Origin of the sequence: Microbacterium sp. SYP-A9085, from assembly GCF_009649635.1 — a bacterium.
In the GTDB taxonomy this organism is placed as follows: Bacteria; Actinomycetota; Actinomycetes; order Actinomycetales; family Microbacteriaceae; genus Microbacterium.
Window position 1 is genome coordinate 1 of sequence record NZ_WJII01000008.1, and the last position, 15317, is coordinate 15317.

Below are 15317 nucleotides of genomic sequence, written 5' to 3' on the forward strand. Positions count from 1 at the left end.
ACGACACCGACCTCGCCAACACGCAACGACTCCTCAACGGCCGGCCACGCCAAACCCTCGGATTCCACACCCCTGCTGAGAAACTAGACGAACTAGTCAGCGTTGCACTGGCATCCTGAAACCGCCCCCGACTTTTCGTCGTTTGCGCAATCTCGACGCCCGGGGAGGGCGCGACCCGGCGTCAGGACTCCGCGCGACCGAGCCGCCAGTAGTGATGCGGCGACAGGGCGACGGTGATGGACCGCCGGTGACCGCCTTCCGCGCCTCGTATACTGGGAGGCTGGCCCCTCGGCCCCTCCACCACCCGACAGAAACGGACGTCCGCTGTGCTTGCCGTGCACGACCTGCAGATCCGCGTGGGCGCGCGCACCCTGATGTCGGGTGTGTCGTTCCGTGTGGCCGCCGGCGACAAGATCGGGCTGGTCGGGCGCAACGGCGCGGGCAAGACGACCCTGACGAAGGTGCTCGCCGGCGACCTGCTGCCCGCGGAGGGCACCGTGGACCGCGTCGGGGAGCTCGGATACCTGCCACAGGATCCGCGCACCGGAGACCCGGACATGCTCGCCCGCACCCGCATCCTCGACGCTCGGGGGCTTGGGACCCTGCAGGTGGGGATGCGTGACGCCTCCGAGCGGATGGCGTCGGACGACGCGGATGTCGCGGCCCGCGCGATGCGCAAGTATGCGAACCTCACCGAGCGCTTCGAGGCCCTCGGCGGCTACTCGGCCGAGGCCGAGGCCGCCTCGATCGCCCACAACCTGTCGCTGCCGGACCGGATCCTCGATCAGCCGCTGCGCACGCTGTCCGGCGGTCAGCGTCGCCGCATCGAGCTGGCGCGCATCCTCTTTTCGGACGCCGAGACGATGATCCTCGACGAGCCCACGAACCACCTCGACGCCGACAGCGTCGTCTGGTTGCGCGAGTTCCTGAAGGGTTACAAGGGCGGGCTGATCGTCATCAGCCATGACGTGGAGCTTGTCGGCGAGACCGTGAACCGCGTGTTCTACCTGGACGCGAACCGCCAGGTGATCGACATCTACAACATGAGCTGGCGCAACTATCAGCGTCAGCGTGTGGCGGACGAGGAGCGCCGCAAGAAGGAGCGCGCGAACGCCGAGAAGAAGGCGACGGCGCTGCAGCAGCAGGCGGCCAAGTTCGGCGCCAAGGCGACGAAGGCCGCCGCCGCGCACCAGATGATGGCGCGCGCCGAACGGCTGCTCAGCGGCCTGGACGAGGTGCGCGCCGTCGACCGGGTCGCCAAGCTCCGCTTCCCGAAGCCGGCCGCGTGCGGCAAGACGCCGCTGATGGCATCCAGCCTGTCGAAGTCATACGGCTCGCTGGAGATCTTCGCCGACGTCGACCTGGCGATCGACCGCGGCTCGAAGGTCGTCGTGCTGGGCCTGAACGGCGCCGGCAAGACGACGCTGCTGCGGATCCTCGCCGGCGTCGACCGCCCCGACACCGGACAGGTCGAGCCGGGACACGGGCTGAAGATCGGCTACTACGCGCAGGAGCACGAGAACCTCGACGTGCAGCGCAGCGTGCTGGAGAACATGATGTCGGCGGCGCCGGACATCACCGCCACCGAAGCGCGCAAGGTGCTCGGCTCGTTCCTTTTCACCGGTGACGACGTGCTCAAGCCCGCCCGGGTGCTCTCCGGCGGCGAGAAGACGCGGCTGTCGCTGGCCACGCTCGTGGTCTCCAGCGCGAACGTCCTCCTGCTCGACGAGCCCACGAACAACCTGGACCCGGCCTCACGCGACGAGATCCTCGGTGCGCTCGCGCACTACGAGGGCGCCGTGGTGCTCGTCTCGCACGACGAGGGCGCCGTGCAGGCGCTCAACCCGGAGCGCGTGCTGATCCTCCCCGACGGCGTCGAGGACATCTGGGGCCGCGACTACGTCGACCTCGTCACCTTGGCCTAGCCGGGGGCTCCGGCGTCACCGGCCGCCGGAGCGATCCAGCAGCGCGTCCTCGTCCTGCGCGTCGCGGTCGCGCCGCGCCGCGCGCCGCTCCCGGACGCGGCGGGCGGATGTCTCGGCCTGCAGCGCCGCGGCGGCCTCCGGGTCGGTCGCCGCCAGCGCCGCCACTGCGGCTGCGTCCTCGGCCTCTTCACGGTGGATGCGACGCTCGGAGCGGATCACGTACCAGATGAAGATGAACCCCATCACGGCGAACAGGATCCACTGGATGCCGTACGACAGGTAGGGCCCCGGATCCTCCGACGGCGACTCGAACGCCTGCGGGGCCGACGCGGGCGCGGGGTCCTCGGACACGAGCTGCCCGTACGCGCCCCGGTACAGAGCGCTGCCGTCGGCGCCGCCGATGCGCTGCGCTATCAGGGGCAGGTGCAGTGACGGCACCTCGCCGGCGGGCGCAGCCGCCCCGGACGCGGGCAGCCCCTCGCCGGGCAGCAGCCGGGCCACGACCGTGACGGTGCCGGTGGGGGCATCCGGGATGCTGTCCGGTCGCGGCTGCCGGTTGCCCGGCGGCTCCCAGCCGCGGTCGACGAGGAACACGCGGCCGTCGGTCAGCCGGAAGGGAACGAGGATCTCGTATGCGGCGGTGCCGCCGTGCACGCGGTTGCGGGCCAGCAGCTGCCGGTCCGCGAGGTACGTCCCGGTCAGCGTCACGGGACGCCATTTGAGGTCGGCCGGCAGCGCCTCCTGCGGGTCGAGCACGTCCGCCAGCGCCACCGGCGCGGCGTCGTAGTTGCGGGCGATCAAGGCCAGCTGGTCGGTGCGGGCCGCGTTCTTGGTCAGCTGCCAGTTCGCCAGGAACGCGCAGGCGATGGCGAACACGACTGCCACGCCGATGTACGCCGTCCAGCGGACGGCGGCAGGGGCGGTGTGTCGTCTGCTCACGGGGACTCCTCGGGGCGGGCGGAGGGGAACGGCTCGACGGCGACGGGGAAGCGGCGGGCGGCGAGGTAGTCGCGCAAGTAGTCGACGTGTTCGTCGCACGCGAGCCACACCTTGCGGCGGCCCGCGGCGTGGATGCGCGGATTGCGCCACACGACCTGGGTGGTGGCGGCGGCCCGGCAGCCTGCGCGCGAGCAGATCGGCGTCTGTGCGGCGTCGGTCATGCCTTGTCCTGCGGCGGGGCGGGCGGCTCGCCGTCGCTCGGCTCCACCGCAGGGGTCTCGGCGACCCGGATCACCGGGGGGATCGACGGCGTGGACGGCGCCGCGGGCAGCGCCCGCTCGGGGGGCACGGCCGTCACGGACTTCGAGTCCTGGCCGACGTTGGCCAGCACCACCGCGATGTACGGGAGGAAGATGGCGCCGGCGCCGAACACCCACGTGTACCAGCCGAACGGCTGGATAAAGACCATGAGGACGAAGCACGCCACGCGTACCGCCATCATGATCAGGTAGCGCGCAGAGCGCGAGCCGACCTCGTCGCGCGGAGCGCGGGGGAGGGATGTCGCGGACTGTGGGTGCGGAGTCGTCTTCACTATCCCTCCAGACTACGCCGCGGACCGGGATCGATCGCCGTCGGTGCGGGGTCGGAAGCACCGCCCGGTTAGGCTGGTGCGAGCATCCGCCCCATCCCCTTCCGGAGTCATCCATGCCTGAAGACCGTGTCGTCCTGATCACCGGCGGCAACCGCGGAATCGGCCGCGCCATAGCGGAGCGGTTCGTGGCCGACGGCTACCGGGTCGCGGTCACCGCGCGGTCGGGCGAGGGCCCCGCCGGCACGCTCACCGTCCGCGCCGATGTCACCGACGCGGACGCCGTGGACGCCGCTTTCACCGAGGTCGAGGACAGGCTCGGTCCGGTCGCCATTGTCGTGGCGAACGCCGGCATCACGAAGGACACGCTGCTGCTGCGGATGACCGAGGACGACTTCGACACCGTCGTGTCCACGAATCTCGGCGGCGCGTTCCGGGTCGTCAAGCGGGCGGCGAAGGGGATGCTGCGCGCCCGCTGGGGCCGCGTCATCCTCATCTCGTCGGTCGTGGGCCTGTACGGCTCGGCCGGGCAGATCAACTACGCCAGCTCGAAGGCGGGCCTCGTCGGCTTCGCCCGGTCCCTGACGCGCGAGCTCGGCAGCCGGGCGATCACCGCGAACGTCGTCGCCCCCGGCTTCATCGAGACGGAGATGACGGCGGAGCTGCCGGAGGACACGAAGGCGGAGTACAAGAAGGCGATCCCCGCCGGCCGGTATGCACAGCCCAGCGAGGTCGCCGGCGTGGTGGCGTGGCTCGCATCCGACGAGGCCGCCTACATCTCCGGCGCCGTGATCCCCGTGGACGGCGGACTCGGGATGGGGCACTGACGCCGCGTCAGGGCAGCAGCGGCACCACCTGAGCGAGGTCGACCGGGCCGATCACGAGATCCGCCTGCGCGCGCACCGCCGGCTTCGCGTTGAAGGCGACGCCCAGCCCCGCGGCGGCCATCATCAGCAGGTCGTTCGCCCCGTCGCCGACCGCCACGGTGCGCGACGCGGGCACGCCGTGCTCGGCCGCCCACTCGCCCAGCGCGGCGGCCTTGCCGGCGGCATCCACGATCCCTCCGTCGACCCGCCCGGTCAGGACGCCGTCGGCGGCGTGCAGCCGGTTCGCGCGCCAGACGTCCACGCCCAGCTGCGGCGCCACGGTATCGAGCACTTCGTGGAACCCGCCGGAGACGACACCGACGATGCCGCCGCGCGCGTGCACGGCGTCGATCAGCTCGCGTGCACCGGGCGTCGGCTCGATGCGCGCCAGCACGCGGGCGAACGCGGCCAGCGGCACTCCGCGCAGCGCCTCGACGCGCGAGCGCAGACTCGTCGCGAAGTCGACCTCGCCGCGCATCGCCGCCTCGGTGGCCGCCGCCACCTCCGCGCCGCGCCCGGCCTCGTCGGCGATCAGCTCGATCACCTCGTTCCGGATGAGGGTGGAGTCGGCATCGAGGACGAGGAGGAGACGCGCGGGCACGCGTCCACAGTACCGGGGCGCTCAGGCGGCGACGTGCGTGCCCTTGCCGACGATGGTGATACCGGAGTCGGTGACCGTGAACCCGCGGTCCAGGTCGCGCTCCCGGTCCACGCCCACCGTCGCGCCGTCGGCGAGGACCACGTTCTTGTCGAGGATTGCCCGATGCACGCGGGCGCCCTGGCCCACTCGGACGTGGTCGAACAGCACCGCGTCGGTGATTGTGGAGCCTCCGCCGGCGAGGGTCCACGGGCCCACGACGCTGCGCTCCAGATGCGTCCCGGACAGCACCGAGCCCAGGGACACTATCGAGTCGATGGCGTTCCCGATCCGCCCCACCGAGTCGCGGACGAACTTCGCCGGCGGCGAGTTGACGGTCTGCGAGTGGATCGGCCAGTCCGTGTTGTACAGGTTGAAAATCGGCAGCGTCGAGATGAGATCCCGGTGCGCATCGAAGAACGAGTCGATGGTCCCGACATCCCGCCAGTACGACCGATCCCGGTCCGTGGAGCCGGGGACCTCGTTGAGCTTCATGTCGTACACGCCGGCCTCGCCGCGTGCGACGAAGTACGGGATGATGTCGCCGCCCATGTCGTGGTTGCTCGTGGCGATCTCGCCGTCCACGGTGACCGCCTCGATGAGCGCGTTCGCGTCGAAGATGTAATTGCCCATCGACGCGAGGATCTCGTGCGGCGCGTCGGTGAGCCCGGTCGCGTTCTGCGGTTTCTCGAGGAAGTCGCGGATGCGTCCGGGATGCTCCGGATCGACGTCGATCACCCCGAACTGGTGCGCGAGCGCGGTCGGCTGCCGGATGCCGGCGACCGTGGCGCGCGCTCCGGATGCCAGGTGCGCATCCAGCATCTGCCGGAAGTCCATCCGGTACACGTGGTCGGCGCCGACGACGATGACGATGTCGGGCTGTTCGTCGTTGATGAGGTTCAGGCTCTGCAGGATCGCGTCCGCCGACCCGGAGAACCACCGCTTCCCGAGCCGCTGCTGGGCCGGCACCGACGTGACATAAGCATCCAGCAGCGCCGACATCCGCCACGTCTGCGAGATGTGCCGGTCGAGGCTGTGCGACTTGTACTGGGTGAGCACCACGAGCTGCCGCAACCCCGAATTGATGAGGTTCGAGATCGCGAAGTCGATCAGCCGATACTGGCCCCCGAACGGCACGGCGGGCTTCGCGCGATCCGCTGTCAAGGGCATCAGGCGCTTGCCTTCACCACCCGCGAGGATGATTCCGAAGACCTTTGGTGCGGCTGGCATGGCACCACACTATTCCCCGGTTCCCGCCTGTACTAGCGTTCCAGACATGCGCGTCGACGTCGTGACGAAGGAGTACCCGCCGGAGATCTACGGCGGCGCCGGCGTCCACGTCGCCGAGCTCGTGAAGGCGCTGCGGGTCCTGGGTGCGGAGGGCGCCGGACCCCTGGATGTCCGGGTCCGCGCGTTCGGGGGGCTGCGCGACGAACGCGGAACCAGCTCCTACGCGGTCCCCGACGATCTGCGCGGGACGAACCCCGCGATCCAGACTCTCGGCACGGACCTGGAGATCATCCCCGACGTGGTCGGCGCCGACGTCGTCCACTCGCACACCTGGTACGCGAATTTCGCCGGTCACCTCGCGTCGCTGCTGCACGGCATCCCGCACATCGTCACCGCGCACAGCCTGGAGCCGCTGCGGCCGTGGAAGGCCGAACAGCTCGGCGGCGGATACGCCGTGTCCAGCTTCGTCGAGCGCGCCGCATACGAGGGGGCGGCCGCCGTGATCGCGGTCAGCGACGGCATGCGCTCCGACATCCTGCGCAGCTACCCGTCCCTGGATCCGCGCCGGGTGCGAGTCATCTACAACGGCATCGACGTGAACGCGTGGCATCCCACCGAGGATCCCGACGTGCTGGCCCGTTACGGCATCGACCCCGCGCGGCCGTCGGTCGTGTTCGTCGGGCGGATCACGCGGCAGAAGGGCCTTCCGTATTTCCTGCGCGCTGCCGAGCTACTGCCGCCGGACGTGCAGGTGATCCTGTGCGCGGGCACCCCGGACACCCCGCAGATCATGGAGGAGGTGCACGGCCTGGTGCACCGGCTGCAGCACACCCGCAACGGAGTGGTCTGGATCGAGCAGTTCCTGCCGCGCCACGAGCTGTGCACAATCCTGACCGCGGCCACCGCCTTCGTGTGCCCCTCCGTGTACGAGCCGCTGGGCATCGTGAACCTCGAGGCGATGGCGTGCGGCGCCGCCGTGGTCGGAACCGCGACCGGCGGCATCCCGGAGGTGGTCGTCGACGGGACCACGGGCCGACTGGTGCCCATCGACCAGGCCGCGGACGGCACCGGTACGCCCAACGACCCGGATCGCTTCGTCGCCGACCTGGCGGCCGCGCTGACCGAGGTGACGGGGGATCCGGACCGGGCGGCGGCCCTCGGACACGCGGGCCGGCAGCGTGCCGCGGACGAGTTCAGCTGGGCGACGATAGCCCGGCAGACGGCCGCGCTGTACACGGAGGTGACGGGCTCCGGCCGATAGGCTGGATGCCATGCCACAGGTCCTCGAGTTCTCCGACGTCGTCGTCCGCAGAAACGCCCGGAACATCGTCGATCAGGTGACCTGGTCCGTGCAGGGCGACGAGCGCTGGGTGGTCCTCGGGGCCAACGGGGCGGGTAAGACCACGGTGCTCCAGCTGGCGGCTGCCCTGCTGCATCCCACGAGCGGCGCCGTCATGATCCTCGATGAGCGGCTCGGCCGCACCGACGTGTTCGAGCTGCGTCCGCGGATCGGCTTCGCGTCCTCCGCGATGGCGCGCCGGGTGCCGCCGGAGGAGACGGTGCTCAACGTCGTGATGACGGCGGCGTACTCGGTGCTCGGCCGCTGGAACGAGGCGTACGAGGACATCGACGAGCGCCGGGCGCTGCGCGTGCTCGCCGAGTGGCGGCTGGACCAGCTCGCCGACCGCACGTTCGGGACGCTGTCGGAGGGCGAGCAGAAGCGCGTGCAGATAGCCCGCGCGGTGATGACCGACCCGGAGCTGCTGCTGCTGGACGAGCCCAGCGCCAGCCTCGACCTCGGCGCGCGGGAGGAGTTGCTGCAGCTGCTCGGCGGCTACGCGCAGGCGCCGACCACGCCCGCGATGGTGATGGTCACCCACCACGTCGAGGAGATCCCGGTCGGGTTCACGCATGTCCTGCTGTTGCGGGAGGGCGGGGTCGTGGCATCCGGACCGCTCGAGACGACCCTCACCGCGGAGAACCTCAGCAGCACGTTCGGGATGCCGATCGCCCTGAGCATGGACGACGGACGCTACGCGGCACGGGCCGCGTCGCAGAACCCGGCCGGCGACTGATAGAATCGTCCCTTGGTGCCTCGGCGCCGCAGATTTCCCTTCCGCTCTCGCAAGGAATCCCAATGAAGACTGACATCCACCCCGACTACCACGCCGTCGTGTTCCGTGACCTGGGCTCGGGCGAGACCTTCCTGACCCGTTCGACGGCGTCCAGCGACAAGACTGTCGAGCTCGACGGTGTCGAGTACCCCGTCATCGACGTCGAGATCTCGTCGGCGTCGCACCCGTTCTACACGGGCAAGCAGCGCATCCTCGACTCGGCCGGTCGTGTCGAGAAGTTCAACCAGCGCTTCAAGGGCTTCGGCGGCGCCAAGTAACGGCATCCTCCGACCTGATGAAAGCCCTGCTCCGGCGGGGCTTTCGTCGCGTCCGGGTGCGGATCAGCGGATCGGCCAGCTGCCGTCGACCGCGTCGATGCGCCCGATCCGCGTGAAGTACTCGGTGAGGCTCTCCGCCTGATCGCGCGCCCACCCTATCTGCCGGGTGTGCAGTTCGGCGACGGTGGCCGGCAGGACCGGGGCGAACCGCTCGGCGAGGGCAAGGGCCACCCGGCCGGCGGCGACCGCGTCGGCTGCCGCCTCATGCGCGTCCTCGAGCCGCACCGCGTAGTGCGCGGCCACCGCGGTGAGCGTGCGCTTGCCCGGACGGTAGCGGTCGAACGTCTTGTCCAGCACGAGCGGGTCGATCACGGGCTCCGGCCGGGCTATCTCGGCCACGCCGTGCCGTCGGCATTCGTGCTTGAGCAGCGAGAAGTCGTACGGCGCGTTGTAGGCCACGACCGGGATGCCGGCGGCGAACAGGTCGCGCAGCGCGGCGGCCACGTCGGCGACCACCTCCGCGGCGGGCCACCCGTGGGCCCGCGCGTGCGCGGTCGTCACGCCGTGCACGGCCGCTGCGCCGTCCGGGATCTCCACGCCGGGGTCGGCGAGCCAGTTCCGCGCCTGCAGGACCGCGCCTGTCCCGTCCAGGACGCCGACGTGCGCGGTCACGATGCGGTCGCGGTCGACGGCGACGCCGGTGGTCTCCAGGTCGAACACCCCCACCCGGCGCGACCATTCCGGGGTGTCGAACAGGGGCAGCTGATCCATGCCGCCCACGGTATGGCACCCTCCGGACATCCACCGCGCGGCATGCCGGTTCCGTAGACTTCTGTGGTGACCGTCCCCAGTCCCTACGCTGCGCAGCTCGCCCGGATCCCGGTGCAGCGGCAGGAGGCGGAGGTGCTCGGCTCGCGGACGGCGTACTGGGTGTATGGGCCCGACGATGCGCCGTACACGATCCTCGCGGTGCACGGTTTCCGCGGGGAGCATCACGGGCTCGAGCCCGTCGTGGCGCAGCTGCCGGGCGTCCGCTTCGTCTCTCCCGACCTGCCCGGGTTCGGCGAGACGCCTCCGCTGCCCGGACGTGCGCACGACCTGGACGCGTACGTCGACTGGCTCACCGCGTTCGCCGCCGCGGCGGCGCCGGGCGCCGTCGTGCTCGGGCACAGCTTCGGCTCGATCGTCGCGGCGGCCGCTGTCGCTGCCGGGCTTCCGACGCCCCGCCTGATCCTCGTGAACCCGATCGGCGCGCCGGCGCTGGAGGGACCCCGTGGGGTGTTCACGCGGCTCGCCGTCCTCTACTACCGGCTGGGGGCGAGGCTGCCCGCGCGACTGGGTGAGGCGCTGCTGCGCAACCCGCTCATCGTCCGGGTGATGAGCCTCGCGATGGTCAAGACGCGGGATGCCGCGCTGCGGCGCTTCGTGCACGATCAGCACGACACGTACTTCTCCCGGTTCGCCGACCGCGACGTCCTGCACGATGCTTTCGTCACGAGCGTGTCGCACGACGTCCGCGAATCCGCGGCGCAGATCTCCCAGCCGACGCTGCTGATAGCGGCCGACCGCGACGACATCACGCCGATCCACAAGCAGCGCGAGCTGCAGCGGCTGTTCCCCGACGCCCGGCTGATCGAGATCCCGGCTGTCGGGCACCTCATCCACTACGAGACGCCGGCGCCCGCCGCCGAGGCCATCGAGCGGTTCCTGCGCTGACCGCGCTGCGCCACCGTGTCACACAACCTGCGGGTTCGGGGCTGCAGAGGTCGCATGTTGTGCGACACGCGCGGCGATGTGTCTCACAGCGTGCGGCCTCGGCGGCGGGGATGTCGCCTATTGTGCGACACGCTCGTGGACGTGTCACACAACCTGCGGCTGCGGGGCTGCGGAGGTCGCATCTTCTGCGACACATCAGCCGACCGCGACACGTCGGTCGGCGTCGTGTGTGGCAACGAGACGACTACTGGTCGTCGTGGGCGAGTTCCATCAGCGGCCGCACCCGGTAGCCGATCACCTCGCCCATCACGAGGGATGTCTCGGTGCGCTCGACGCCCTCGATAGCGAGGATGCGCGCATCCGTGTCGAAAAGGTGCTGCGTGTCGCGGCACGCGACGAGGACCAGCAGATCGATCTGGCCGCTCAGGCCGTGGGCCTGCAGCACCTCCGGAATGTGGTGCAGCTCGCCCTTTATGTAGGGCAGATCCGCCTGCCGCACGGTGACGCTGATGAACGCCTCGATCGGGAACCCGAGCGCACTCGCGGAGATCGCCCGCTCGAACGAGAGGAACACCCCGGTGCGGTCCAGTCGCGCCATGCGCGCCTGCACGGTGTTGCGGCTCATGCCGAGCTTCTCGGCGAGCGCGACGACGGTGGCGCGCGGCTCCTGGGAGAGGGTGGCCAGGAGCTCCAGGTCGACGCTGTCCAGGTGGGCCATAGTGCGAAACACTAGCACGATTCTGTGGGGCAATTCTGCGCAACATGCTCAGCATCGACCAAGAAGCTTGAGCTAGGTGCAATATCGACGTACCCTCACGGTATCCGGCGTCGACGCCGGCTCATCACGCGGAACGCCCCACGAGGGCCCCGCGAGAAGGAGGGATGACGATGGTGCACACCCTGACTCCGACAGCCGACCTCAAACAGGATGTCGACGACGTCGCGCGACTGCTGACCGCGGAGGGCGAGCGCATCGCCGACCGCGACCTCGACCCGTGGGTGGCCGACGTGGACACGGCGCAACTGCGGGACCTGTATCGGGACATGGTCGTCCTGCGCAGGATCGACGCCGAGGGAATGGCCCTGCAGCGCCAAGGCCAGGTGGGTCTGTGGGCCCCCTGCCAGGGCCAGGAGGCCACCCAGATCGGCACCGCCCGTGCGATGCGTGCCGACGACTTCGCCTTCCCCAGCTACCGCGAGACCGGGGTCACGTACGCCCGGGGCGCGGGGCCGGAGGGATACATCCGCGCATGGCGCGGCGAGGCGCACTCCAGCTACGACCCGCACGAGGTCGGCGCCGCCATCCCGCAGATCATCATCGGCGCGCAGACGCTGCACGCGGTCGGCTACGCGATGGGCATCCAGCGCGACGGCACCGACCAGGCCGTCGCGACGTGGTTCGGCGACGGCGCGACGAGCCAGGGCGACGTGAACGAGGCGATGGTGTTCGCCGCGTCCTACACCGCACCGGTCGTGTTCGTCTGCACGAACAACCAGTACGCGATCAGCGAGCCCGTCGGCGTTCAGGCCGCGGCGCCGATCGCCGGACGGGCGCCGGGCTTCGGCATCCCCAGCATGCGGGTGGACGGCAACGACGTGCTCGCCGTCACCGCGGCGATGCGCTGGGCCCTCGACCATGCGCGCACCGGCCAGGGCCCCGCGTTCATCGAGGCTGTGACGTACCGGATGGGCCCGCACACCACCAGCGACGACCCGACCCGCTACCGCGACAAGGACGAGGTGGAGCGCTGGCGCCGCCGCGACCCGATCGCCCGGCTCGAGGCATACCTGCGCAGCCAGGACGCGTTCGACGATGAGTTCGCCGCCGCCGTGGCCGCGGAATCCGACGAGGTCGCCGCCGCTGTGCGCAGCACCTGCCTGGCGATGACCACGGCGCCTGCGCTGAGCATCCTCGACAACGTCTACGCCGAGCCGCACACCGGGCTCGAGGACGAGAAGACCTGGTTCGCCGCCTACCTCGACGGCTTCGCCGAGGAGAGCGCGCGATGACCCAGCTCACGATGGGGAAGGCCCTCAACGAGGGGCTGCGCCGCGCGATGCGCGACGACGACAAGGTCCTCATCATGGGTGAGGACATCGGCAAGCTCGGCGGCGTGTTCCGCATCACCGACGGACTGCAGACCGAGTTCGGCGCGCAGCGGGTTGTCGACACGCCGCTGGCCGAGTCCGGCATCATGGGCACCGCCGTGGGCCTGGCCTACCGCGGGTACCGCCCGGTCGTGGAGATCCAGTTCGACGGGTTCGTGTATCCCGCGTTCGACCAGATCGTCTCCAACGTCGCCAAGCTGCACTACCGCTCGCAGGGCGCCGTGAAGATGCCGATCACGATCCGCATCCCCTGGGCCGGCGGTGTGGGTGCCGCCGAGCACCACTCGGAGTCGCCGGAGGCGTACTTCGTGCACACCGCGGGCCTGCGCGTGGTGGCGGTCTCGAACCCGCAGGACGCCTACACCGTGCTGCGCCAGGCGATAGCGTGCGACGACCCGGTGGTGTTCTTCGAGCCCAAGCGGCTGTACCACACGAAGGGCGAGGTCGACCTCGACGGCGACATTGCGGACGCCGCCCCGATGGGGCTGGCGCGCGTCGCACGACCCGGGAGCGACGTGACCCTTCTCACGTACGGCGCGCAGGTGTCGACGGCGATGGATGCCGCGACCGCGGCCGAGGACGACGGCATCTCGATCGAGGTCATCGACCTGCGCTCGCTGTCCCCGGTGGACTACAAGACCGTCACCGCGTCGGTGCGCAAGACCGGCCGGGTGGTCGTCACCCACGAGGCCGCCCGCGAGGCGGGGATGGGCGCCGAGCTCATCGCCAGCGTCACGGAGCGCTGCTTCTACCACCTGGAGACGCCGCCGGTGCGGGTCACCGGGTGGGACATCCCGTATCCGCCGGCGAAGCTCGAGAAGCACCATGTGCCCGATCTGGACCGGATCCTCGACGCCGTCGACCGCGTGCTGGACCGTCCGAACAGCCTGACCGGAGTCGAACTGTGAGCCAGGACTTCCGCCTGCCCGACCTCGGCGAGGGCCTTCCGGACGCCGAACTCGTGTCGTGGCTCGTCGCCGAAGGGGACGAGGTCGCCCTCAACCAGAACATCGCCGAGGTCGAGACAGCCAAGGCCGTGATCGAGCTGCCGAGCCCGTTCGCCGGGACCGTGCAGAAGCTGCACCATGCCGCCGGCGACGTCGTCGAGGTGGGCGAGGTGCTGATCACGTTCGGCGGTGCGGGCGCGGAGGATGTCGCGCCCCGACCCGCCGCGCAGGAGGCCGCCGAGGACGAGAAGGCGACGCCGAACCTGGTGGGCTATGGGGCGGCCCCGCGCAAGTCCGCCCGGCCGCAGCGGCGCGCCCGCGCCGCGCGCGCCGACGATGCCCGCAGCGCCGACACCGCGGTGCTGGAGGCGGCGCCGCACGACGCCATCGTCGAGCAGCCGCTGGAACAGCCCCTCGAGCGGCCCCGGTCCACGCCTCCGGTGCGCAAGTTCGCGAAGGACCTCGGCATCGACCTGGCGCTGATCGAGGCGACCGGCGTGAAGGGCCTGATCACGCGCGCCGACGTCGAGGCGTACGCGGCACGCGTGGGACTGGGGGCCGCGCCCGACGCGGCGCCGGCCGCGGCATCCGTCCGCCCCGGCCCCGACGAGCGGGTCACCCGCCGCCCCATCCGCGGAGTGCGCAAGGTGACCGCCGAGGCGATGGTGCGCAGTGCGTTCACCGCCCCGCACGTCACGACGTTCCACACCGTCGACATCACCGAGACGATGCGCCTGGTCGCGTCGCTGAAGGCCGACCGGTCGCTGGAGGGCCACCGCATCGGCGTGATGGCCGTGGCGGCGAAGGCGGTGTGCCTCGCGCTGGGTCACAACGTCAGTCTGAACGCGAAGTGGGACGCCGAGGCGGGTGAGATCGTCGAGCACCACTACGTGAATCTCGGGATCGCTGCCGCAACCGACCGCGGACTGATCGTCCCGGTGATCCCGGACGCCGACGCCATGACGCTCGTCGAGCTCGCGGACGCCCTCCGCGACCTCGCACAGGTGGCCCGGTCGGGGAAGACCCCGCCCGCGGCGATGACCGGCGGCACTTTCTCGATCACGAACTTCGGCGTGTTCGGCGTCGAGGCGGGCACGCCGATCCTGAACCCGGGGGAGGCCGGCATCCTCGGCCTCGGCTCGGTGCAACGCCGTCCGTGGGAACATGACGGCGAGATAGCGCTGCGCGACGTGATGACGCTGAGCCTCTCGTTCGATCACCGGCTGGTGGACGGCGCGGAGGGTTCGCGGTTCCTCGTCGACGTGGCCCGGGTGCTGGAGCAGCCCGGCCGCGCCATGCTGCTGCGCTGAGCCTTCGGCCGCCCCGAACCGGGCTACGCGGTCAGCGCCGCGCGGGCGAGCTGCTCGAGGACCACGCGCACGTCGCCCTCGGGCGGCGCGGTGCGCAGGCCGCGGACGCTGTGCGGCGTGGAGTTTATGAGGCCGAACACGGCATGCGCGCGCACGCGCAGGTCCGCATCGTCACGGTCGGGGTGGATGCTGCGGAGCACCTCGACCCAGGTCTCCACGTATTCGCGCTGCAGCCGCCGCACCCGGTGGCGGTCGGCATCGGCGAGGCTCGCGAGATCCCGGTCCTGCACGCGGATGACGTCGGCGTCGTCCAGCGCGAACGCGACGTGGAACCGGATCAGCCCCTCCAGCGCGTCGGCCGGGGCGGCGGCATCCTCGATCACCGTCTGCCCGCCGTCGTGCAGTCCCTCGCTCACCCCCACGAGGATCGCACCGAGCAGCGCCTGCTTGCTCGCGAAGTGCCGATACACGGCGGGGCCGCTCACGCCCACCGCCGCACCGATCTCCTCGAGCGTGACGCTCGCGAAGCCGCGCTCGGCGAACAGGCGCGACGCCTCTCGCAGCAGGGCCGATCGGCGATCGGACTTCGCGCGCTCGCGCTGCGTGGTTGCCATCTGAGTTAACCCCCGCTAACCTGGAATTCGGTTAATGAAGACT

The 15317-nt window shown here is 70.8% G+C and carries 17 protein-coding genes; 9 read left to right on the forward strand and 8 right to left on the reverse strand.

The window, feature by feature from the left end; translation table 11 throughout:
- The first annotated feature begins 326 nt into the window (after positions 1-326).
- A complete protein-coding gene (gene abc-f / locus GH740_RS13405) occupies positions 327-1925 on the forward strand; it encodes a ribosomal protection-like ABC-F family protein (RefSeq protein ID WP_367641596.1) in 1599 nt (532 codons plus the stop codon).
- A gap of 15 nt (positions 1926-1940) precedes the next feature.
- Here the strand turns inward: abc-f and GH740_RS13410 are convergent, their stop codons facing one another.
- From GH740_RS13410 to GH740_RS13420, 3 genes are read right to left on the reverse strand one after another with little or no spacing between them, the layout of a single operon-like run.
- A complete protein-coding gene (locus tag GH740_RS13410) occupies positions 1941-2864 on the reverse strand; it encodes an SURF1 family protein (protein WP_367641597.1) in 924 nt (307 codons plus the stop codon).
- Positions 2861-3085 carry a hypothetical protein gene (locus GH740_RS13415; RefSeq protein WP_153746619.1) on the reverse strand — a complete coding sequence of 75 codons (225 nt, stop codon included), beginning with the start codon at positions 3083-3085 and terminating at the stop codon, positions 2861-2863. Before GH740_RS13415 ends, GH740_RS13410 begins: the two co-directional genes overlap by 4 nt.
- On the reverse strand, positions 3082-3456 hold the full coding sequence (locus tag GH740_RS13420) for a DUF3099 domain-containing protein (RefSeq protein ID WP_367641598.1): 375 nt from the start codon (positions 3454-3456) through the stop codon (positions 3082-3084). Before GH740_RS13420 ends, GH740_RS13415 begins: the two co-directional genes overlap by 4 nt.
- A gap of 113 nt (positions 3457-3569) precedes the next feature.
- Between GH740_RS13420 and GH740_RS13425 the strand changes: the two genes are divergently transcribed.
- Positions 3570-4280: a beta-ketoacyl-ACP reductase gene (locus GH740_RS13425; protein ID WP_153746620.1), complete on the forward strand. Its 711-nt coding sequence runs from the start codon at positions 3570-3572 to the stop codon at positions 4278-4280.
- A gap of 7 nt (positions 4281-4287) precedes the next feature.
- Here the strand turns inward: GH740_RS13425 and serB are convergent, their stop codons facing one another.
- Complete coding sequence (serB, locus tag GH740_RS13430; protein ID WP_367641599.1) at positions 4288-4920, reverse strand: phosphoserine phosphatase SerB; 633 nt, start codon at positions 4918-4920, stop codon at positions 4288-4290.
- Positions 4921-4941: 21 nt separating this feature from the next.
- Positions 4942-6186: a glucose-1-phosphate adenylyltransferase gene (locus GH740_RS13435; RefSeq protein ID WP_153746621.1), complete on the reverse strand. Its 1245-nt coding sequence runs from the start codon at positions 6184-6186 to the stop codon at positions 4942-4944.
- 46 nt (positions 6187-6232) lie between these two features.
- On the opposite strand from GH740_RS13435, the gene glgA reads away from it, so the two are divergent.
- From glgA to GH740_RS13450, 3 genes are all read left to right on the forward strand, one after another.
- Positions 6233-7447 (forward strand): glycogen synthase, encoded by a 1215-nt coding sequence (glgA, locus tag GH740_RS13440; RefSeq protein WP_153746622.1) that lies wholly within the window; start codon positions 6233-6235, stop codon positions 7445-7447.
- Between the two features lie 10 nt (positions 7448-7457).
- Entirely contained in the window at positions 7458-8261 is an 804-nt protein-coding gene (locus GH740_RS13445; protein ID WP_153746623.1) for an ABC transporter ATP-binding protein, read from the forward strand.
- Between the two features lie 62 nt (positions 8262-8323).
- On the forward strand, positions 8324-8578 hold the full coding sequence (locus tag GH740_RS13450; protein ID WP_153746624.1) for a type B 50S ribosomal protein L31: 255 nt from the start codon (positions 8324-8326) through the stop codon (positions 8576-8578).
- Between the two features lie 63 nt (positions 8579-8641).
- Here GH740_RS13450 and GH740_RS13455 read toward each other — a convergent pair whose 3' ends face one another.
- Positions 8642-9349 carry an exonuclease domain-containing protein gene (locus tag GH740_RS13455; protein ID WP_253941434.1) on the reverse strand — a complete coding sequence of 236 codons (708 nt, stop codon included), beginning with the start codon at positions 9347-9349 and terminating at the stop codon, positions 8642-8644.
- Positions 9350-9415: 66 nt separating this feature from the next.
- Here GH740_RS13455 and GH740_RS13460 point away from each other — a divergent pair, with 66 nt between their 5' ends.
- Entirely contained in the window at positions 9416-10294 is an 879-nt protein-coding gene (locus GH740_RS13460; RefSeq protein ID WP_367641600.1) for an alpha/beta fold hydrolase, read from the forward strand.
- 244 nt (positions 10295-10538) lie between these two features.
- Here GH740_RS13460 and GH740_RS13465 read toward each other — a convergent pair whose 3' ends face one another.
- Positions 10539-11012, reverse strand: coding sequence for an Lrp/AsnC family transcriptional regulator (locus GH740_RS13465; protein WP_153746626.1), 474 nt, complete (start codon positions 11010-11012; stop codon positions 10539-10541).
- A 164-nt stretch (positions 11013-11176) separates the two neighbouring features.
- Here GH740_RS13465 and pdhA point away from each other — a divergent pair, with 164 nt between their 5' ends.
- Genes pdhA through GH740_RS13480 form a run of 3 tightly spaced genes read left to right on the forward strand, consistent with a single transcriptional unit; the run spans position 11177 to position 14660 of the window.
- Positions 11177-12304, forward strand: a complete 1128-nt coding sequence (gene pdhA, locus GH740_RS13470) for a pyruvate dehydrogenase (acetyl-transferring) E1 component subunit alpha (RefSeq protein ID WP_153746627.1) — start codon at positions 11177-11179, stop codon at positions 12302-12304.
- Positions 12301-13311 carry an alpha-ketoacid dehydrogenase subunit beta gene (locus tag GH740_RS13475; RefSeq protein WP_153746628.1) on the forward strand — a complete coding sequence of 337 codons (1011 nt, stop codon included), beginning with the start codon at positions 12301-12303 and terminating at the stop codon, positions 13309-13311. Before pdhA ends, GH740_RS13475 begins: the two co-directional genes overlap by 4 nt.
- A complete protein-coding gene (locus GH740_RS13480) occupies positions 13308-14660 on the forward strand; it encodes a dihydrolipoamide acetyltransferase family protein (RefSeq protein WP_367641601.1) in 1353 nt (450 codons plus the stop codon). The genes GH740_RS13475 and GH740_RS13480 overlap by 4 nt, the downstream gene beginning before the upstream one ends.
- A gap of 23 nt (positions 14661-14683) precedes the next feature.
- Here GH740_RS13480 and GH740_RS13485 read toward each other — a convergent pair whose 3' ends face one another.
- The gene (locus tag GH740_RS13485; RefSeq protein ID WP_153746629.1) at positions 14684-15274 is read right to left on the reverse strand and encodes a TetR/AcrR family transcriptional regulator; all 591 of its coding nucleotides are present in this window, start codon (positions 15272-15274) and stop codon (positions 14684-14686) included.
- Between the last annotated feature and the right edge of the window lie 43 nt (positions 15275-15317).